This window comes from Thiobacillus sp., assembly GCA_024235835.1.
Lineage (GTDB): Bacteria > Pseudomonadota > Gammaproteobacteria > Burkholderiales > Thiobacillaceae > PFJX01.
In genome coordinates this window covers 78,753-99,297 of sequence record JACKLQ010000003.1, presented here as the reverse complement: position 1 = coordinate 99,297, position 20,545 = coordinate 78,753, and the positions used below count along the sequence as shown (strand labels likewise).

The 20,545-nt window shown below is 60.7% G+C and carries 15 protein-coding genes; all 15 read left to right on the top strand.

The features are described from left to right. The 15 genes from H6935_14440 (at position 1) to H6935_14370 (ending at position 20,543) form a co-directional block, all read left to right on the top strand. Positions 1 to 630 carry a GNAT family N-acetyltransferase gene (locus H6935_14440; GenBank protein ID MCP5279536.1) on the top strand — a complete coding sequence of 210 codons (630 nt, stop codon included), beginning with the start codon at positions 1 to 3 and terminating at the stop codon, positions 628 to 630. Beyond that, positions 627 to 1,421, top strand: a complete 795-nt coding sequence (locus H6935_14435; protein ID MCP5279535.1) for an ABC transporter permease — start codon at positions 627 to 629, stop codon at positions 1,419 to 1,421. The genes H6935_14440 and H6935_14435 overlap by 4 nt, the downstream gene beginning before the upstream one ends. Continuing rightward, on the top strand, positions 1,418 to 2,284 hold the full coding sequence (locus H6935_14430) for an ABC transporter ATP-binding protein (GenBank protein ID MCP5279534.1): 867 nt from the start codon (positions 1,418 to 1,420) through the stop codon (positions 2,282 to 2,284). Before H6935_14435 ends, H6935_14430 begins: the two co-directional genes overlap by 4 nt. Beyond that, positions 2,274 to 3,365 (top strand): capsular biosynthesis protein, encoded by a 1,092-nt coding sequence (locus tag H6935_14425; GenBank protein ID MCP5279533.1) that lies wholly within the window; start codon positions 2,274 to 2,276, stop codon positions 3,363 to 3,365. The genes H6935_14430 and H6935_14425 overlap by 11 nt, the downstream gene beginning before the upstream one ends. Before the next feature lie 116 nt (positions 3,366 to 3,481). Then, a complete protein-coding gene (locus H6935_14420; protein MCP5279532.1) occupies positions 3,482 to 5,191 on the top strand; it encodes a polysaccharide biosynthesis/export family protein in 1,710 nt (569 codons plus the stop codon). A 131-nt stretch (positions 5,192 to 5,322) separates the two neighbouring features. Beyond that, positions 5,323 to 6,234, top strand: a complete 912-nt coding sequence (locus H6935_14415) for a hypothetical protein (GenBank protein MCP5279531.1) — start codon at positions 5,323 to 5,325, stop codon at positions 6,232 to 6,234. Positions 6,235 to 6,354: 120 nt separating this feature from the next. Further along, positions 6,355 to 7,749, top strand: coding sequence for a hypothetical protein (locus H6935_14410; GenBank protein ID MCP5279530.1), 1,395 nt, complete (start codon positions 6,355 to 6,357; stop codon positions 7,747 to 7,749). Further along, the gene (locus H6935_14405; GenBank protein MCP5279529.1) at positions 7,746 to 8,948 is read left to right on the top strand and encodes an NAD-dependent epimerase/dehydratase family protein; all 1,203 of its coding nucleotides are present in this window, start codon (positions 7,746 to 7,748) and stop codon (positions 8,946 to 8,948) included. The genes H6935_14410 and H6935_14405 overlap by 4 nt, the downstream gene beginning before the upstream one ends. Before the next feature lie 3 nt (positions 8,949 to 8,951). Further along, entirely contained in the window at positions 8,952 to 9,896 is a 945-nt protein-coding gene (locus H6935_14400) for an NAD-dependent epimerase/dehydratase family protein (protein MCP5279528.1), read from the top strand. Positions 9,897 to 10,000: 104 nt separating this feature from the next. Further along, positions 10,001 to 14,446, top strand: coding sequence for a glycosyltransferase (locus H6935_14395; GenBank protein MCP5279527.1), 4,446 nt, complete (start codon positions 10,001 to 10,003; stop codon positions 14,444 to 14,446). Between the two features lie 72 nt (positions 14,447 to 14,518). Further along, complete coding sequence (locus H6935_14390) at positions 14,519 to 15,217, top strand: sulfotransferase family 2 domain-containing protein (protein MCP5279526.1); 699 nt, start codon at positions 14,519 to 14,521, stop codon at positions 15,215 to 15,217. A gap of 21 nt (positions 15,218 to 15,238) precedes the next feature. Beyond that, a complete protein-coding gene (locus H6935_14385; protein ID MCP5279525.1) occupies positions 15,239 to 16,126 on the top strand; it encodes a sulfotransferase domain-containing protein in 888 nt (295 codons plus the stop codon). A 34-nt stretch (positions 16,127 to 16,160) separates the two neighbouring features. Continuing rightward, positions 16,161 to 18,095, top strand: a complete 1,935-nt coding sequence (locus tag H6935_14380) for a GSCFA domain-containing protein (protein MCP5279524.1) — start codon at positions 16,161 to 16,163, stop codon at positions 18,093 to 18,095. Between the two features lie 28 nt (positions 18,096 to 18,123). Next, on the top strand, positions 18,124 to 19,980 hold the full coding sequence (locus H6935_14375) for a hypothetical protein (protein MCP5279523.1): 1,857 nt from the start codon (positions 18,124 to 18,126) through the stop codon (positions 19,978 to 19,980). Further along, positions 19,977 to 20,543, top strand: a complete 567-nt coding sequence (locus H6935_14370) for an NUDIX hydrolase (GenBank protein ID MCP5279522.1) — start codon at positions 19,977 to 19,979, stop codon at positions 20,541 to 20,543. Before H6935_14375 ends, H6935_14370 begins: the two co-directional genes overlap by 4 nt. Positions 20,544 to 20,545 lie beyond the last annotated feature (2 nt).

The window sequence follows — 20,545 nt, the reverse complement described above, 5'->3', positions numbered from 1 at the left end:
ATGCCCAGTACGGTGCCGATGACGGACGCGGGCCAGCGCGACCGGCTGGCCCGCATGCTGACCCGGGTCTTCGACCGGGATCCCCATTTCAACTGGCTGGTGCGCCAGGACGAACGCCGCGAAGAGGCGCTGTTCCGCCTGTTCCGGTTGCTGCTCGGAGACCTGGTGGAAGGCCAGGGGGAGGTGCATGTCGCTGGCGACGGGAAGGGCGTGGCCATCTGGTATCCCCCGGGCACCGGCCGCCTGCCCCTGTGGCGGCAACTGGCCTTCCTGGGCGCCTACCTGCCCATCTGCGGCTGGCGGGCGTTTCCTTCCAGAGCGATTGGCCTGCAGGTCATGGAAACCCATCGCCCGCGCCGGCCTCATTACTACCTGCAAGTCATCGGCGTCCTGGAAGGTGGTCGCGGCCACGGCCGCGCCTTGATGGAGACCGTTCTGCGTCGCTGCGACGAGCAAGGGCTGCCTGCCTTTCTGGAGACTGGAAACCCGGAAAATCTCGGTTTCTACGAGAAGCTGGGCTTCAGGGTGCTTGGCAGCTATGGCCTTCCCGGCGGTCTCAGGCTCTGGTCTCTCCTACGGGAGCCTTGTTATCCCGGCAGGGGTGTTGCAGCGGAGGCGGATACCCCTTGAACAGTACCCTGACCCCCCGTTCTTCCTGGCAGATCCAGAAGGCCGTCGTATTTGCTTTGTTCTTGCGTGAACTCAAGACCCGATTCGGCGCCTACAAGCAGGGGTATGTGTGGCTGCTGCTGGAACCCATTCTCCATGTGGTGCTGCTGAGCCTGGCCATCACCTACATCCGCGGCAGGACCATGTATGCCATCGATTTTCCGGTGTTCATCGTCACGGGCATCGTGCCTTTCCTGACCTTCAAGAACATCGCCCTGAAGGTGATGGAGTCGGTGGAAAGCAACAAGGGCCTGTTCACGTTCCGTCAGATCAAGCCCAGCGACACCTTCTACACCCGGGCCCTGATGGAGGGCTTCCTGGGATTGCTGGTGTACGCCATCCTCCTCCTGGGCATGGCTTGGGCCGGCCTGGACACTCCCATGCGCGACCCCCTCACCATCATCCTGGTCTTTTTCGTCCTGGCATTGGGGGGCCTGGGACTTGGCATGATCTTCAGCGTGGTGGTCTATTACCTGCCTGAAAGCAAGACCATACTCCGCATGATATTCATGCCCCTGTACCTGCTGTCGGGGATTATCTTTCCCGTGCACATGATTCCTGTGGAATACCAGGGATACCTGTTGTGGAACCCCGTGCTGCACGCTATCGAACTCAACCGCATGGCCTTTTTCGAGCAGTACCACGGCTTGCAGGAAGTCAGCTTCGTTTACGCCTGCCTGGCGGCATTGGTCTGCCTTTTTTTTGGTCTGGCCTGGTATCGCCTGCGTCGCTATGACATGGTGTCGCGATGATCGAACTGCAGAACCTCACCAAGTCCTACGTGCTCAGGAATGGCGAGCGCCGCTACATTTTTCGCGACCTTAGTTTCCATTTCCCGGACGGCGTGAACGTCGGTCTCATCGGGCGCAACGGGGCGGGCAAGTCCACCCTCCTCAGGTTGATCGGCGGCATCGATGTGCCAGACAGCGGGCGGGTGGTGACCGATCAGCGTATATCCTGGCCGGTGGGCTTGTCTGGCGGGTTCCATCGCATGCTTTCAGGGCGGGACAGCGTCAAGTTCGCCTGCCGCATCTATGGAGCGGAAGGCGAGGACATGAGGGAGAAGGTACGCTTCGTGCAGGAGTTCGCAGAGCTCGGCGAGTATTTCGACCAGCCCATCAGTTCCTATTCCTCCGGCATGCGCACCCGACTGGGTTTTGGCATGAGCATGGCATTCGACTTTGACTACTACCTGATCGACGAGGTCATGGCGGTGGGGGATGCCCGCTTCAAGATGAAGAGCCGGGCCCTGATGCAGGAGCGACTGGACCGCTCCCATGTCATCATGGTGTCCCACGGCATGGAAGACATCAGCCGCCTGTGCAATGTGGTGGTGCTGGTGCAGGATGGCCAGGCCATCCTCTACGAGGACGTGCGTGAAGGCATCAAGGCCTACCAGGCAACGGGTGGGCGGGTGCCCAGAAGGCAGGACAGGCCAGGTCGCAACCGCCCGCTTCAGGGTGCCGCGAAGGGTGTACGGCAGGGGCGTGAAGGCGATGCGCCGGCTCGCGAAGCGAAGCGAAAGAATGGCGCGAATGGCCTTCGAGGCCCCAATGGCAAGGGGTCACGCAAGAAAACCACAGAAACCGACATGAATTCCCAAGATGCTGAATAAATACAAGAAAAAGCTTTCCTTCTGGATCGTGGGCCTGCCCATGGTCCTGGCGGTTGCCTACTATCTATTGTTAGCCGCCGACCGGTACGTTAGCGAGTCCGTCATCACGGTCAAGCAGGCCGGCGATAGCGTGCCAAGTCCAATCACCGGACTCGCCACCATGTTCGGTGCCAACCCGCCTTCCCGCGAAGACACCCTCTATCTTCAGGAATACGTCCACTCCCTGGACATGCTGCGGCACCTGGAGGCCAAAGTGGCCTTGCGCAAGGCTTACGAGGCGGAAAGCCTGGACCCGATTTACCGACTGTACGCCGGCACCAGCCAGGAATGGCTGCACTGGTACTACACCCAGCGGGTGGAGCTGGTGTTCGATGACCTGAGCGGCCTGCTGAAAGTCCGCGTGGAAGGCTTCACGCCCGAGTTTGCCCAGGTGGTCAACCAGGAAATACTGGCCCAGAGCGAACGTTTCGTGAATGAGGTCTCCCACCGCATGGCCAGGGAACAGATGGCCTTCGCGGAGTCCGAGTTGCTCAGAGCTCGGGAGCGATTGCAAACCGCCAAATCCAGGCTTATCGCCTTCCAGAACCGGCACAAGATGCTGGACCCCCTGGCCCAGGCCCAGGCCACCGCAACCCTGGCAACCCAGCTGGAAAGCGAACTGGCCCACAAGGAGACTGAACTGAAGGCCATGCTGGGCTACCTGCAGGAGGATGCCTACCAGGTGGTTTCCCTGCGCCAGCAGATCGCGGCCCTGAAGAGCCAGCTGGAACAAGAGCGGCAGAAGGTGGCCTCCGGTCAAGGCGGGCGCCTGAACTCCCTGGCATCCGAGTTTCAGAACCTGGCCCTGGACGTGGGTTTTGCCGAGGACGCCTACAAGGCTGCCCTGTCCGCGGTGGAAACCACCCGTATCGAAGCCAGCCGCAAGCTCAAGAGCCTGGTGGTGGTGTCGTCTCCCGCCAAGCCCGAAATCGCCGTCTATCCACAGCGCTTCTATAACCTCGTCACGTTGTTGTTGGGGCTGACGTTGCTCTACGGGGTGGTACGCCTGGTGATCGCCACTATCCAGGATCACCGCGATTGAGCCACATGATTTACGAAATTGCCTGGACCAGGAATGAACGAATTCAAACTCTGGATCCCCGGGATGCAGAACCTATCAGTTGATCGTGCCGTTACGTCACGCCGGAATCCGCATATATGAAATTACTTAGACTACTTTCCCCTCAAGTCGCCACGTGGGGGTTGGCCTTGCTGGCCCTGCAGGGTGGCATGTGTCACGCACAATCCACGCTTACCCAGGAAGCGCAGATCCTCCAGCTCAGCCCCGCCACGAGCCTTGCTGCGCCCGCTGCGGCTCCCCAGCCCGTGGCCGGTACGCCCCCTGCGTCCCAGCCCTCCGCGACGGCACCCCAGGCCGGTCTGCCTCTCGCCTCCAATGTGTTCGGCGCCAATATCTTCACGGGGGCATTCAGCCAGCAGCAATTCAGCGGCTTCAACCCCGACTATCAGATCGCCATCGGCGACCGGATCACCCTGCGCATGTGGGGCGCCTTCAACCACGAATTCGTGCACACCGTGGACGCCCAGGGCAACATCTTCATTCCCAACGTGGGGCCGGTAAACGTACTGGGCGTGCGCAATGGTGACCTCAACGTCCAGGTTGAAGCCCGGGTCAAGCAGGTCTATCGCGCCAACGTGGGGGTGTATGCCACCCTGGAGGCAGCCCAGCCCGTGAAGGTGTATGTCACCGGCTACGTCAGGCAACCGGGCCTGTATGGCGGCCTGTCCTCGGATTCCGTGTTGTATTACATGGACAAGGCAGGCGGCATCGACCTGGACCGGGGCAGCTTCCTGGACGTGTCCGTCTTGCGGAACGGGAAGGTTAGGGGGCGTTTCAACCTCTACCAGTTCCTGCTGGCGGGGCGCATCGAAACACTCCAGCTCAATGACGGCGATACCATCGTGGTAGGTCCGCGCAAGCATACGGTGCTGGTGACCGGAGAGGCCACCAACGCCTATCAGTTCGAGTTCGCCGAACCACGGGTGAGCGCCGCAAGGATCATTGATCTGGCCAAGCCCAAGGCCAACGCCACCCACCTGAGCATCGTCCGCAGGCAGGGCGCTTCCAGTCGTAGCGAGTATTACCCGCTCAAGGAGGCTGGGCCCATCATGGTGGAGGATGGGGACGAGATCAACATCACCTCCGACAAGTATCCGGGCACCATCCTTGTCCGCGTCAGCGGAGCCCATCTCGGGGACCGTTCCCTCGTGTTGCCCTATGGCGCCAAGCTGGCGAATGCCCTCGCGCTTCTGAAGCCTGCACCCCAGGCCAATCTTCGGTCCCTGCAGCTGTTCAGGAAGTCCGTGGCCACGCGACAGAAGGAAATGCTGGAAACCTCGTTGAAGGGTCTTGAGGCCTATGTCCTGACTGCCCGGTCCGCCACCGCAGAGGAAGCTGTCCTGCGCACCAAGGAAGCGGAACTGGTGCTCCAGTTCGTGGAGCGCGCACGCAGCATCGAGCCCAAGGGCCAGATCCTGCTGGCCGGCAAGCAGGGCGCCCAGGAAACCCTGCTTGAGGATGGCGACACCCTCTACATCCCGGAGAAAAGCTCTCTGGTCATGGTGCACGGAGAGGTGCTGTTCCCCAACGCCATCGTTTATGACACCCGTTCCGACGTGGAGGATTACATCAAGCAGGCGGGCGGATATACGCAGAACGCCGACAACTCCCGCCTGGTGGTCCTGCATCAGGACGGCAGTTTCGGCAGCGACGGCGAGAAGATCGGCCCGGGTGACGAGATCATGGTGCTGCCCAAGGTGGATGCGAAGAACGTGGAGGTCGCACGGGGCATCAGCCAGATCATTTACCAGATCGCCGTGGCGGCAAAGGTGGTATTCGGCTTATGACAGCGCTTTGCTGCATGTGTCCCGCGCACGCACTGCTTATTCAGCAGGACTTCTTTGGCATGCTTGCAGGCCATCATCAGAAGCCTGATGCAGTACCTGGCACATGTCCTCTCTGAGCGGGGGAGCAATTGATGACACAAGCAAAGTTGGCACAAGCCTTTGTACCCTCGGACCCTGGTGAGAAGGCCAGAAAGCTCGAAGAAGAGAACAAGCTGCTGATCAGCCAACTCCTCCAAGTCCAGGAAGAACTTGGGCGCTATTTCAAGCTTTACAAGGAACTGGAGGCTGGGGGGGGCGCACGGGCCGAGCCTGATCGGCCTGATTACGCCGACACCTCTGCCAGCGAAGGCTGGGCTGGCCTGCTCGCAAGCCGATTGCACCCTTTGTTCAAGTTGGGGCTTTTCCGGGGGCTTGCAAGACGTCTGGATCTGAGTGCCATCCGCAAGTCCGGATTCTTTGATGCGGCTTGGTACTCGCGAAGGTACCCCGACGTGGCCAAGACGGGGGTTGATCCCGCGAAGCACTATTACCTAAACGGCGCAAAGGAAGGCCGGAATCCCGGGCCGGGATTCGATACCCGCTGGTACCTCAAGACCTACCCCGATGTGGCAAAGGCAGGGATCAACCCTCTCGTTCACTATATTCGCCACGGGCGACATGAAGGCAGGCGGCCCCGTCCAGTGCCACCGTCTCCACCAGCGGCCGGTTCGAGTGTGACCCAGCAGTTGGAAGAGCAATCCCGGCTCGCTGCCGTGCGCCTGGGCCAGGTTGAGCAACTCACACTTAGCTTGGAAGAGAAGGCGAAGGAGAACTCAGGGCTGCTTGCTCGAATGGAAGTGTTGACAAGGGACAAGGAGGCAGCTGAATCGCTGGCGATTGAAAGGCAGTCCGCCATTGACGAGTTGCGTGCCCGTGTCGAGAAATTGCAGGCGTCCCAGGAGGAGCAGTCGGCACGCCAGGCACTTGTGAAACAGGAATTGTTGAAGACTGAAGGGCAGGTGGACCTTATCAGAAGGCTGCTCCTGCCCGAGTCTGGGCTGTGACCGTCATGGCGCGACGCACCCGTGAATCGGAACACCCCACGCGACCCTTGAGAGTCATGCCGTCAATACCGACGATGGGCAAGACATTCGCTGTTGGCCTGGCTGTACTGGAGGGAGTACATGCCGGCAACTGAAGGCATGACGGTCATGACGCTGGACGAAGCGCGAGTCCGATGGCGCGCCGCAGACTGGAAAGCGCTGGCCGGCTTGGCCAGGATGGATCTGTCTGCATGGCCCGAACGGGAGAGGTTGGCGCTGCTGGCCGCGACGGGATGCCTTCAGCAGGGTGACTGGTCCAATGCCGAAGCTCTGTTGCGACGGGCCATGGATTGGGGGTGTGACCGGAGCCTGATGCATCGCCTGACCTTGGCCGGGCTGCATGACTCGCTGGGACGGGCCTTTGCCATGGATGGAACCAATGACCAGGCCTTGGCGCATTTCCTGAAGGCCACCGCCTTTATCGACATGGGGGGAGATGTTCTTGCTGCAGGTCAGGCCCGAATGGCTGCCCAGTTGGACAGGATCGGTCTCGTGCGGGACGGGCCGGATGCCTGGAAATTGCGCCGGCAAGTCATAGAAAGGCTCAAGGCCAACGACAGTCCGGGCACGGACATTGCACAAACTAAGTCCAGGTTTAGCCCAAGCGGTTACGAGTTCTATCTGCGCGTTTCCAAGGCTTGCCAAGAAAAGAACCGCCCCCCATTCATCCTGCTGGACAGTAAATCCCTTCCCAGATCTGGCCTGCATTACCTGAAGAATACGCTGGCGAAGATCCTGGGAGCAGGCTTCTCCTTTTGTGAGTGGTACCAGGAGCCCGGTTGCTGCAAGAAAATGCCTTGCACTCTGACGGCCTATGCATCGGCTGGCCGCAAACGGGACGCGGCCATGGTGCGCCTGGTGAAGTCCCACGACCTCCAGCTGGATGACCCCGTCTATGAGTCGCTATACAGCCTGAGGCGCGTTGTGCTGGTGCGGGAGCCCTTGTTCCTGCTTACATCATGGTTTGCCCTGGACCAGTTGTCGCATTACAAGCCGGCACTGCTCAAGGCCGGCATCCGAATGGAGAAAGTATGGATGTCCCACGAGCCGATCGTGCTGGACTCGGCTTACAGGACCATGGACGCGTCCTATGTGGATCCTGAGCCCGGGGCCTTGGCTGCCTGGCTTGAGGAGAAAACCCGCTACGTTGAGGGGTTCCTGGAGAAATGGGTGCGTCCGGCCCTGGCCGACCCCCAGCCCTTTACGACTGTGGTGGATTACGGGCAGGTCAACAGCTATATCGCCGGCTTGCTGGCTGAGATGCACGGACGTTTGCCGGATGAAACCAAGGCCCGTGCCGATGCTTATACTCAAAACGTGCTCGCGGATTTTCATGCCAAGGCGGACCCGTACAAGGTGGCTTCCGTGAAGTTGACGCAGTTCATCACCGAACACGCCGCGCTGTTCAGAATGGCTGACGAGGCAATCAAGTCTTCTTACCCTGATGTGTATTCTGTTTGTGGAGGTAGTAAATGAAAGTCCTGGTTCTTGGCGGTGATGGCTTCTGCGGGTGGCCGACGGCGTTGCATTTGTCCAACATCGGCCATGACGTGATCATCGTCGACAATTTGTCCCGCAGGAAGATCGATATCGAACTGGAAGTGGAGTCGCTGACGCCCATCGCGCCGGTTTCAGCACGCATCGGGGCCTGGAAGGAAATCTCTGGCAAGCAGATCGGATTTTCCAACCTCAACGTGGCCCATCAATACCGGGCGCTGCTGGACCTGATCGTGAACGAGAAGGTGGATGCCATCATCCATTTCGCCGAGCAGCGGGCGGCTCCCTATTCCATGAAGGGTTCCTGGGGCAAGCGCTACACGGTGGACAACAACCTCAACGCCACCAACAACGTGCTGAGCGCCATCGTCGAGTCGGAGCGGGACATCCATCTTGTGCACCTGGGTACCATGGGGGTCTACGGATATGGCACGGTGGGCATGAAGATTCCGGAAGGCTATCTGAACGTGCAGGTGGTCACCGACACCGGCGAGATCGTCGAGCAGGAGATTTTGTATCCCGCCAAGCCGGGCAGCATTTACCACATGACCAAGACCCAGGATGCCCTGTGCTTTGCCTTCTACAACCAGAACGACGGCCTGCGTATCACGGACCTGCACCAGGGCATCGTCTGGGGCACCAATACCGCGGAAACGGAGATGGACGAGCGCCTGGTCAACCGCTTCGACTACGACGGCGACTACGGCACGGTGCTCAACCGCTTCCTCATGCAGTCCGCCATCGGACATCCGCTGACCGTGCACGGTACCGGCGGCCAGACCCGCGCCTTCATCCACATCCGTGACACCGTGAAGTGCATCGAGATCGCCCTGAGCAACCCGCCCAGGCATGGGGAAAAGGTCAAGATCTTCAATCAGATGACCGAGACCCACCGGGTACGGGAACTCGCCGAACTCGTATCCCGCCTGACTGGCGCGGAGATCGCCTACCTGCCGAATCCACGCAAGGAGGACGACGAAAACGAGTTGCACGTGGAGAACAAGTGCTTCCTGGACCTGGGCCTGAAGCCCACCACGCTTGAAAACGGCCTGCTGCTGGAAGTGGCCCAGATTGCCAAGAAGTACGCCCACCGTTGCGACCGCTCCAAGATCATCTGCAAGTCCTTCTGGACCAGCGCCGAGGAAGGTCGTTATCAGGCGACCCAGGGGAAGGACTGAGCCATGGCAAACCTGCTTGTTACGGGGGGCTGCGGCTTCATCGGCGCCAACCTGATGCCCATGCTGCGGAGCCGGGGTCACCGTGTCAGCATCCTGGACAACCTGTCCAAGGGGGATGTCCGTTATCTGGATGATGCCCGCGCCTACGAGGTCATCCAGGCGGACATCCGCGACGAGGATGCGGTCCACGCCGCCGCCCTGGGCAAGGACGCCATCATCCACCTGGCGGCCTTCGGTTCCGTGGTGGAGTCCGTGGCGGCCCCCGAGGAGAATTTCTCGGTGAACGCGGAGGGTACCTTCCGGGTGTTGAACGCGGCGCGCCGCGCAGGGGTGGGCCAGGTGGTCTTCTCCTCCACCGGCGGTGCGCTCATCGGCAACGCCACGCCGCCCGTGGACGAGCGTTCGGTGCCGCGGCCCATCTCGCCCTATGGCGCCAGCAAGCTGGCAGGTGAGGGGTATTGCTGCGCCTTCGCCAACGCCTACGACATGTCCGTGACCGCCCTGCGCTTCGCCAACGTGGTGGGGCCCATAAGCTGGCACAAGAAGGGGGCCGTCACCGCCTTCTACAAGGCCATCATGGACGGCATGCCCATCCGCATCTTCGGCGATGGCTCCGCCACCCGGGACTTCCTTTACGTGGAAGATCTGTGCCGCGGCATCATAGCCGCCCTGGATGCCCGCAAGCCGGGCTTCAATGCCTACCATCTGGCCAGCGGGCGTGAAGTGTCCGTCAAGGAACTGGCCGAGATCGCCTGCAAAGCCGCCGGTGCCCCTGGCCACCCCATCCACTTCGACCCCAAGCGCAAGGGCGAGGTGGAACGCAACTTCGCGACCTTTGACCTGGCAGAGAAGGAACTGGGTTTCCGTCCCACGGTGAGCATCGAGGAAGCGATGGCGCGCACCTGGGTCTGGTTCCAGGACTGCCAACGGAAGACGGTCGGTGCCTGACACCGGGAAGGCTCATTCGAGCAGGCATGAAGGACGCACCCGCTAGTCCGTCGTCCCGGTCCGGGCACGGGTGGGTGCGGTAATCACGAACCGATGGGCGTGTGATGTACTCCACACATAGAAACACCACGAGGGACGAGCCGGATCGCAATGTGCCATCCAGCGTGGTGGGCAGGTTTCTGCGCTATCCCGACGAGACCGGCAAGCGGGTCGCCGAGGGTGGACTGCGCCTGCGTGGACTGTACAAGACGTCTTCTCGGGACCAACCCCTGGTCACCGTCATCACGGTCTGCCTCAACGCCGCCAGGACGCTGGAGCAGTGCATTCTGTCCGTGCTGGATCAGACCTATGCCAACATCGAATACCTCGTGATCGACGCCTGTTCCGGGGGCGGCACGCTGGAAATCCTGCGGCGCCACGAGGACGCCATCGACTACTACCTGTCCGAGCCGGATCGCGGCCTTTACCACGCCATGAACAAGGGCCTGGCGCTGGCCTCGGGGGAATACATCCTGGTGCTGAACGCCGACGACTGGTATGCCCCGGATTGCGTCGATTCCCTGGTCAGGGCCAAGCGTTACAGCGGCATGGATTTTGTTTCCGCGCTGGCCCAAGCGGTCGACAAGGATGACAAGTTCCAGGTCGTGATGCGGAGCATGCATTTCGACGACAACGTGCGGTTGCGCATGCCCCTGCGCCACGAAACCATGCTGCTGTCCACCGCCATTTATGAAGCAGTGGGTGCCTACGACGAGGGCTACCGCATCATCGCCGACGCCGACCTGACCATCAGGTTGTTCGAGGCCGGCTACTCGCATTACGAGATCAAGCGGCCCCTGCTGCATTTCAGGAACACCGGAGTGTCGAACACCGCCGTCCAGCGCACTTTCGAAGAGCGCATTCGCCTCCTGGGCAGGCAGTTTCCGTTCCTTAGCGAAGAAGAGTGTCGGCTCCTGGCCGACCGCGACGTCCACCGGGGCGAGCAGTTGCTGGAACTGGCGGACAAGTACAACCATTCTCCCCAGCTGGGGCGGGCGGTCCATGCCTATGTTGAAGACAATGCGACAGCAGGCACCCTGGGCCGAGGGCGCCAGCAATGGCGGCAGAGCGGGGCCGGATTGCTGGAACGCCTGCGTGAGTATCGGCACCGCTCATCGCCCCGAATCAGCGTCATCCTGGCGGTCTACAAGGCGGAAGACACTCTTCGCCGCTGCATTGACAGCATCCTCGCCCAGACCCTGGGCGATTTCGAACTGATCTGCGTCAACGACCAGTCACCGGATGGTTCCCGGGCTATCGTCGACGAGTACCGCCAGCGGGATGCGCGAATCGTGTCCCTCGTCAACGAAGCCAACATCGGCCTGGGCGCGACGCGAAATCGCGGCGTGAAGGCCGCCAGGGGCGCCTATGTCTTTCATATCGACCCGGACGATACCCTGCCGGTCCATGCCTTGGCCACGCTCCATGACCATGCCCGCCGGCACGGCAGCGACCTGGTCCGGGGTGCATACCTGCGCGAGCAATTCCACCACGGCACGAACCGTTACGAGCCGGAGGTCATGTACCCCCTCAGGCACAGGAAGACGGTGATCAATGCCGTCGCCGCGGATCTGCCGGAACTCCTGAAGATGCCCGAGGGCCACTGGGCCTTTCTTTACCGTGCCGAGCTGGCCCGGCGAGTTCCCTACCCGGAAGACCTCAAGATGGGACAGGACGCCATCTTCCTGTGCATGGTCCTGCCTGCCGCCGCATCCATCACGGTCATACCGGACGTGGTCTATCACTATCTGGTGAACCCGGTCTCGGCGATGAACGTGTTCAACTTCCGCAAATACATGGACGTGCTGGAATGGAGGCGCAGGGCCTTCCATGTGCTGCGGGACCATGGCCTGGATGAATTCGGCGTGCGTTTCCTGCGGACCTATGCCCACTTGCCGTGGCATGACCAGTTCTTCGGGCACTTCAGGGCGGCGCCGGACACCTCCGAGCTGGTCGCCTTGAGCGCGGCCTTCCGCCAGGCCTGTCGGGAAGCGGGCCTGGACGAAGTGGACGCCAAGGCTCCCGCCCCGCGTCGCCGGTTCCTCCAGTTGATGCTGGAAGGCCGCGTTGAGGAGGCGGAAGCCCTGTTGCGCGAGGCGATGGGCACCCCCGATGCGCAGGCCGGACAGGACGATGCGAGCATGGGGGGGCTGTCGCCTGCTCAAGCCCCTGCCCCCTCGGCATCGGCGGCGGATCGTCCCAAGGTCAGCGTGATCCTGCCGTTCTTCAAGGCGGAACAGACCCTTCGCCAGAGCATGGAAAGCGTGCTGACCCAGACCCTCACCGATTTCGAGCTGATCTGCGTCAACGACACCAGCCCGGACGGCTCGCAAGCCATAGTCGATGAATACAGGGCGCGGGATCCGCGCGTCGTCCTGCTCGTAAACGAGACGAACATCGGCCATGGCGCATCCAGGAACCGGGGCGTGGCGGCGGCCCGCGGAGAATTCATATTCCATCTCGATCCGGACGACACCATTCCCCCCCGGGCCCTGGAGAGCATCTACCGCCAGGCGGTGAAGTTCGGCAGCGACATGACCAAGGGCGCCTATCTGCATGAGCAGGTAGTGTTCGGGCAGTCCGCCAAGAAACCTGAACGCAAGGGACTTAAGGAAGGTAGCGAGCCCATCGTCAACACATCGCTGGCGGCCATGCCGGATCTGCTGAAGACGACGGAAGGGCACTGGTCCTACCTGTACAGGAGCGACTTCGCCAAGCGCGTGTTCTATCCCACCGACCTGAAGATGGGGCAGGACAGCATCTTCATCGTCGGTGCGCTCGTGCAGGCAAGGACGGTCAGCCTCACCAGCGACATCGTCTACCACTATCGCGCCAACCCGGACAGCGCCATGAACACCTTCAGCTTCCGGAAATACATGGACGCCCTGGAATGGCGGCGCAGGGCATGGCATGTGCTCAGGGACGCCAACCTTGGCCAGATCGGCGATCGCCTGCTCCAGGTTTACTGGGGCGATGCCTTCTTCAGGAATCTGGCTGCCGGCACCAGTCGCGGCCAGCAGCAGGAATTCCTCGACAAGTTCCGCCAGGCCTTCGCCGAGGCGGGAACGACACGGCTTCAACTGAAAGCAAGCCCGTTCCTGGGCAGGTTGTTTCCCCTCATCCTGGCCAGGAAGGATGAGGAGGCGCTTGCCCTCATGGCGGAGAAAACCAAGGCCGGGGCGGACACCAGGGGTGTATCCCAGTCGGTTGGCCCGGTGGCTGCCGGCGGTAAGCCGATCACTGACAACAGTCTCAAGGTCGCCACGCTCTGCTCCATGGACCACGGCGGCGCGGGCATCGGCACCCAAAGACGGGTCGCGGCGCTACGCCGAAGGGGGGTGGATGCGAGGATTTTCTCGCTGGTCGTCAAGACCAGGCACCCCTATGTGGAGCGGGTAATACCCGACCTGCCCGGGGTGGACACCTCCCAGCAGGACCTGGTCTGGAAAACGGTGCGGGAACGGGCGATCTTTCCCGCGACGCGGCACCCCGGCTTCCGCGCAGCCGAACTGATCTCGTTGCCCGAGTCGGTGGTGGATTTCAGCCAGTTGGCGCCGCGCCTCGAGAAATTCGACGTGATCCACCTGCATTGGGTCGTGGGCATGTTCGACTACACCCGCACGGAGTTGCTGGCCGACAAGCCACTGGTGTGGACCCTTGCGGACATGAACGCTTTCACGGGGGTGTGCCACTACTCCGAAGGGTGTGAAGAATACAAGCGGGAATGCAAGGGCTGCCCGCTTCTGGTGGGAAGCGATCTGGCCCACGAAGCCTGGAAGACCAAGAAGGCCGCCTATCAGAGGCTCAAGCGGCTGCATATCGTCTGTCCCTCGAAATGGATGGCTGAGCGCGTGGCGCAAAGCTCGCTGCTGGGTGACAGGCCGGTCCATTACATCCCCAACGCCTTTCCCACCGATCAGTTGCGGCCCACGAACAAACTGGTTGCGCGCCTGCGGCTGGGGCTCCCGGTCAACAAGAAGCTGGTCCTCTTCGGCGCGGAAAACCTGGGCAACAAACGCAAGGGCGGCAGCCTGCTCAAGTCCGCCTTCGAGCGCTTGCGCCAGCAGAACCGCCTCGCCGACCTGGAAGTCGTCGTATTCGGCAGCAATTCCGTAGGCCTGCCGGTCCGCGCCCACCGCTTGGGCAATATCGAAGACGCCCAGCACATCGCGCGGGTGTATTCGGCCGTGGATGCCTTCCTGTTCCCGTCGCTGGAAGACAACGCACCCCTGACCGTGGGGGAATCGCTCCTGTGCGGTACGCCCGTGGTGGGCTTTCCTGTCGGCAACGTGCCCGAGTTGCTGCAACACAAGGTCAACGGCTACATCGCCAGTTACCTGGATTTCGCCGATTTCGCGGAGGGCATCGAATGGGCCCTGGACGCGGACGCTGAACAGATGATCGTCAGATCCATGCGTTGCAGGTCTCGCGGGGCCGAGTTCCACGACCCCCGTGTCGCGGCTGAACGCCACCAGGACGTGTACGCCAGCGTCATGCGTGAAGCACCCTGATGGACCATCACTTTGTTAGGTCTCTAAAAGCAGTCGATTTCCCACAAGACACTCAACCTCAAGAGCTCCCAGATGAACCCCGGTAACGCCAAAAATTTCGCATACCGCAAGGAAAACAACATCCTCCTGGAAAGGTACAAGGCAATCTATTTCCCCGTGCCCAAGGTGGCCTCCTCAAGCCTCAAGGTCGTCTTTTCCGATGCGCTGGGCTTGACGCCGCCGGATCCACAGAACCCGACCAGCCAGCCGCATAAGAGGGACTTCCCATTCGCCGAACGTGACCGGGTTGCAGCCGACTATGCCGACTATTTCAAGTTCGCGGTGGTGCGGAACCCCTTCTCCCGCATCCTCTCCTGTTACCGGAACAAGGTCGCCAACCATAGGGTAAACAATCCGAGTTTCGTGAATGGAATCCACAAGGGCTTCCAGCGCTACGGCGACACCTTCAAGCACGACATGCCCTTCGATGATTTCCTGAGGGCGATCGCGTCCATACCCGACAAGGAGGCGGATAACCACTTCAAGTCGCAATTCACCTTCGTCTCGGATTCCCAGGGACGCCTGTTGATCGACTACGCGGCCAAGTTCGAGAGGCTTGCGGATGAAGTCGCCTACATCTTCGACAAGATCGGCCTGGTCGGGGTCACATTGCCGCACCTGCTGAATTCCGGAAAGAGCCCGGAATACCGCGAAAGCTATTCGGAGGAGGGCAGGAAACTGATGTACAAGCGATACGCGAAGGACTTCGAACTGTTCAATTATGCGTTTTGACTACCGGTTGGGACTTTCAACATGAATGAGAACTTGAACAGCGAAAAGGCAAAGTCCGTCATCTGGGTGGTTTCGTTTCCCAAGTCTGGCAATACCTGGGTCCAGGCTGTGGTGCGCGGAGCGGGCCGTTCCTATGGTTTTCCCGCCGCCGACCTCGATGTATACAAAATGAAGGCGGAGAACCGTCAGCCCAGCGTCGTCAGGGGTATCCAGAAGGGGGTTTCAAGGGGCAGGACTACCGTTCTCAAGACGCACAGCGGTTACCTGGAAAACCAGGAAATCCATCCTGAACTGGGCCTGAAGACGGTGGGGTTCGTCTACGTGATGCGCAATCCCCTGGACATGCTCCTGTCCTACATCAACTTCACCCGGGTGCAATACGAGAAAAGACAGGACGACAGGGAATTCCAGCGCACGATCTTTTCCGAGTTGCTCGGGTTCGACAGGCCGATTCCCTATGAAAAATGGGTGGAGACCAAACTGGAGGACATCCCGAGGAAGAACCTCGACCATGCCCTGAGCCGTTTTGCCGAACTGGAGACGGCCATTCCCGGGATGCGCAACATGACCAAGGGCGGCTGGCTGGAACATTGCATGTCGTGGAGAAAGGCGAGCGAGACGCTGCCCTCGGTCATCTTCCGCTACGAGGATCTGCTCATGGGGCCTGAAAGCTTCATTCCGCTGCAGCGCCTGTTCATCTTTTCGGCCGAGGAAATCACCGCCGCCGCGGAAAAGGTGGACCAGGGCCTGCGCGCGCTTCAGGGCAAGAAGATCTTCTTCAACAAGATGAGCGCGTACTATTTCCCGGAGTACTTCTCGCCGGATGTGGTCCGGAAATTCCTGGATAAGTTCGAGATCGAACTGAAACTCCTCGGATATGGCAACTTGTTCGAGAAAGTTCCGGGCTGACGGCCAATCAATGACGGGCGCGTGAATGGGGCATATGGATATCCTGCTGATCGGCAACTGCCATTCGGAAATATTGAACCAGATATTGAGTCTGGTCCTGAGCAACGCGAAGGTCACCCGCGTCGACATCACGTCCTATGAAGCCGAACCGGTCGATATCGCCCCCTACGATTTCGTGCTGCTCCAGGACCATTCCCGGCTCGAGGCACTGATCGAGCGCAACAAGGCCAACCCCCGTGTGATGACCTTTCCGAACGTGGTCTTCAATGGCTACCACCCGGACATGGTGCCCCTGCGCAAGAAAAACGGGGAAGGCAACCCGGTACGCGTGTCGGCCATAGCCCTGTACTCGTACTTGAGCGGGTTGTCGGAGGAAGAATGCCTTGCCCTTTTTTGCGAGGAATTCATTGCGCGCCTCAACTACAAGAGCATGTTTCCGGTAGCCAAGCGGCAGCTTATCAGCGTGCTCGACAAGAACGGGATGTGCGGTCACTACTACTTCGACAGGTGGCACATGAAGGCCCCGTTCATGCTGAACCCGGGGCATCCGAAACTGTTCGTGATGGTGGACATCGCCCTGCATCTATGTGATCGCATGGAACTGGAACGGAGCGAGATCGACGCCGAGATGCTGGTGGTCAACCGGGGCAGGAACGGGGACGTGTTCCCGACCTACAACAACGAGAACGACCTGGGAAATTCAATCATTTCATCGACGTGCTCCTACGCGATGAAGCTCAAGACCTATGATGCCAGGCGATTCATCCGGCACTGCTATCGCCTTTTTTCCCAGGCGGGGGACCAGCTGGTGCCGAGCGACACGCGCTTCGAGGCCTTCAAGCGGGCGTTGAAGGAACATAGGCAGGCCATATCCAGGCAGGAACCGACCCGCGTCAACCCGTACGCGAACCTCCCGCCCCAGCATTTCTGGAAGAATTCGGTGGCTGAGATTGGAACAATGCGGGACCTGACTTCCGTCTACGGCCCCACGCCCATCATTGATCCGGGATCCCGAGTCGCGACGGCAGGAAGTTGCTTTGCCCAGCACATTTCCAAGACACTGACCTCCAACGGGCTTAACTACTACGTCGCGGAGCCAGCGCCGGAATGGATGTCGGAGGCCGAGGCCCAGTCGAAGCGCTACGGAATGTTCTCGGCCCGCTACGGCAACATCTATACCGCAAGGCAGCTGCTGCAACTCGCCAGGATGGCATATGGCCGGTACACGCCGAATGAGACGGAATGGATTGGCAAGTCAGGAAAACTCTTAGACCCGTTCCGCCCCAATGTGGGCGACGAATTCGATGACGTGGCATCCCTCCAGGCAAGCCGGAAGGTTCACCTGGACGCTGTCAGGAAGATGCTCGAGACCCTGGATGTATTCGTGTTCACCCTGGGGCTGACCGAATCCTGGATCAACCTGGCCGATGGGGCGGTCTATCCGGTCGCCCCCGGTGTCGTGAGCCTGCATGGAAGCTATGCCAACTACCGCTTCAAGAACTTCACGTACAACGAGATCCGGGATGACATGGTCGATTTCCTGGGCCTGCTCTTCAAGGTCAACCCCGAGGCGAAAGTGATATTCACCGTATCCCCCGTGCCTTTGATCGCCACCTATGAAAATGAACATGCGCTCAGCGCGACTACCTACAGCAAGTCCGTGCTGAGGGCCGTGGCCCAGGACTTGGCAAAAGCGTTTGACAGGACTTATTACTTCCCTTCGTATGAAATCATTACTGGCTTCTACAACAAGGGTGCCTACTACGAACAGGACCTGCGCAACGTACGCCAGGAGGGGGTCGATCATGTCATGGGTGTGTTCATGAGCAACCTGGTCAGCGGAAAGCAAGCCCGGGGTGGCGAGAAGCCTCCGGACAGCAGGAATACAGACGAGGATTCGATGCTGGAGGAAATGCGGGAGAACGCAGACATCGTCTGCGACGAGAATCTCATCGTCGCCAAGGGGTGACGACCTGTTCATCAGAAAGGATGCAGTCTTGAAAGCGATCATGGCCCCCGGCAGGTTGTCCCATGCGATGAGGTTGGCGCTATGGGGGCTGGTCGCTTCCATGTCCCTCCTGCAGGCCTGCACTTCCCTCGCGGACGGGGAAGTCGCCTACTGGTTCGCTTTGCGCGCCAACCAGCAGATCGATGGCCGGGTGGCGGACGAGATCGGGAAGCGGGCGGGGGTTGTCGTGCTGAGGGCTTCTCCCAACCTGTCGGACGAAGGCCGTTCATTCACCAGCGTGGTGGAAACGCTGAAGCGCCATTCCACCACAGGCGCGCCAGTGTTGTCCTATGCCTGGGCAACGCGAGTCCCCGAGTCGGGGCGAATCGAGGCGGCACTGCTGAAGGGCGTTGAGGTGGGCAGGCCCCTGGGCCAGACGCGAGACGAGAACCAGGGCGTGATCAAGTTCGTCGATGTGACCAACGCCGGCGCGCGCTACAACCTTGTGGACAACCTGGTGCGCAACCAACGCCGTCTTGGGGTGGATGGTTTTGCGGTGGATCTGTCCATGCGGAACCCCAGTACGCGGCCGAAATTTCTTGCCCGGATCTGTCAGCAGGAAACCGGCTATTGCGACCGCTATGCCCAGGGCATGGACGATCTGTTCAGGTCATTGCGCAGCAGGGTGGGGGAAGACGCGTACCTGATGTACAACGGCTTGTGGAATTTCGCGCCGGGTATGCTGGAAGACCAGGCGAGGTTGCTGGAGAACACCGACGCCGTCGCGGTGGAATACTTCGGGATGAACCCCAACGAAGCGAGCCATGGTTTCTCAAAGGATGTCTTGCCCTATCTGTCCATCATGTCCCGTTTACCCAGGAGCAAGGCAGTCATGGTCTTCGCGCGGGGGCCATGGAAGTACACGGACTACCTTGACGACTACCGTTGGCAACGCTATCTGTTCGCTTCGTATTTGCTGGCCAAGCGGGGGAAGGACCAATTCAAGTACCACGCCACTTTCCAGGTGCCGACGCAGAAAGGGCGTGCGGGTGGCCTCGACGTTTACAAGGACTGGGGCATCAAGCTCGGTCAGGCCCTAGGGCCATACAGCGTGGCTGGTGGCCTGTACAAGCGCGAGTTTGCCCATGGGCTGGTGGTGGTGGCGCCGGACGATGGCAAGGGGGGGCGCCTGAAACTGGATGGCACGAAATTCACCCTGGAGGGAACGCCTCGAAAGGGCGTTCTGAGACTGGCGCCGGGCGAAGGCGAAATCCTGCTCAACGACAAGGTTAGAGTGCCCGAGATGCCTGTCGGGATCGTGTTCACGGCCAGGGCCATCTCAACCTGGGGCTGGCCGGATGCCACGCTCTTTACGGATCGGGCCGAGGACGTCCTTCGCCTGTCCCCCGTTACCGGGAAGATGGAGGGCGAGCACGACCTGCTGCTTGATTACGAACGGTCGCTGGAGCCGTACCAGAAATTGGAGATCTCGGCCGTATTGAAGGATCCCGATTCTTCGATGCTGGCCGTGGCTGAGGTGGATGATCCGAAAGGTGAGCATGAGTTGATGGTGATCGAAGTCAGCGGCAGCGAGGCGGTTGGCGCAGGCCGCCCACATAGAGGGGAGGCCGTTGATTTCCGGGCACCCAGGAAAATCAAGAAGGCGGAACTATGGCCGTGGTTCAGTGTGCGACATATAGCGGACCAGCAGGGAAACACCCTTCTCGATGGCCCCAGTTTGGCTGGCCAGGCGGGCTATCGTTTCAGAAGATGGTCCCACTTGAGATTCGTCGGGGCCGTGGACGTCAAGAGTGTCAGCCTCGGCAAGCCGCTGCTTCTTGAGGGAGTGACACGGATGCAGTCGTCTGCTCTGGGCCAGCCTGACATCCTGGGGATCCAGCAATGAAAGATGTATCGAAGTTCTTGGGCGACTGGACACTGACCAACGAGTTGGTGCGCGTTTCATCCAGGTGGGTGACCCTGGTGGGGGAACGCTGGATCTGCGACAAGGGCAAGGAACTCGAATACTGGCGCGTGGAGAAGGTGGACTCGGTCATCGTTCTGCCCATCCACAGGGGTCAACTCTTGACCGCGAAACCCACCTTTCGGCCGGGAGTGTGCCGGCATACCCTGGATTTTCCGGGGGGGCGCCTGCCTGAAGGAAAAGCCCCGGCGGACATCGTGCCGCTTCTCCTGGAACGGGAATTGGGCGTTCCCGCCCATGCGGTTCGGCAAGTGCAGGCGTTGAACGCGACGAAGTGGGATATCAACAGCTCCTTCTCCAATCAGGGGCTCTGGGCTTTCTCGGCCCATATCGATGACGCTTGCGACGTGCCGGAGACATTGATCGGCCTTCGTGCCTCCGCCGATGCGGACGGGGTGCGGGCCCTGCTGGGGAAACTGGATTGCCTCCAATGCCGGGCGGTCCTGACGGAGTGGCACCTGGGCCGGTCTTCAGATGGCGCTTGACG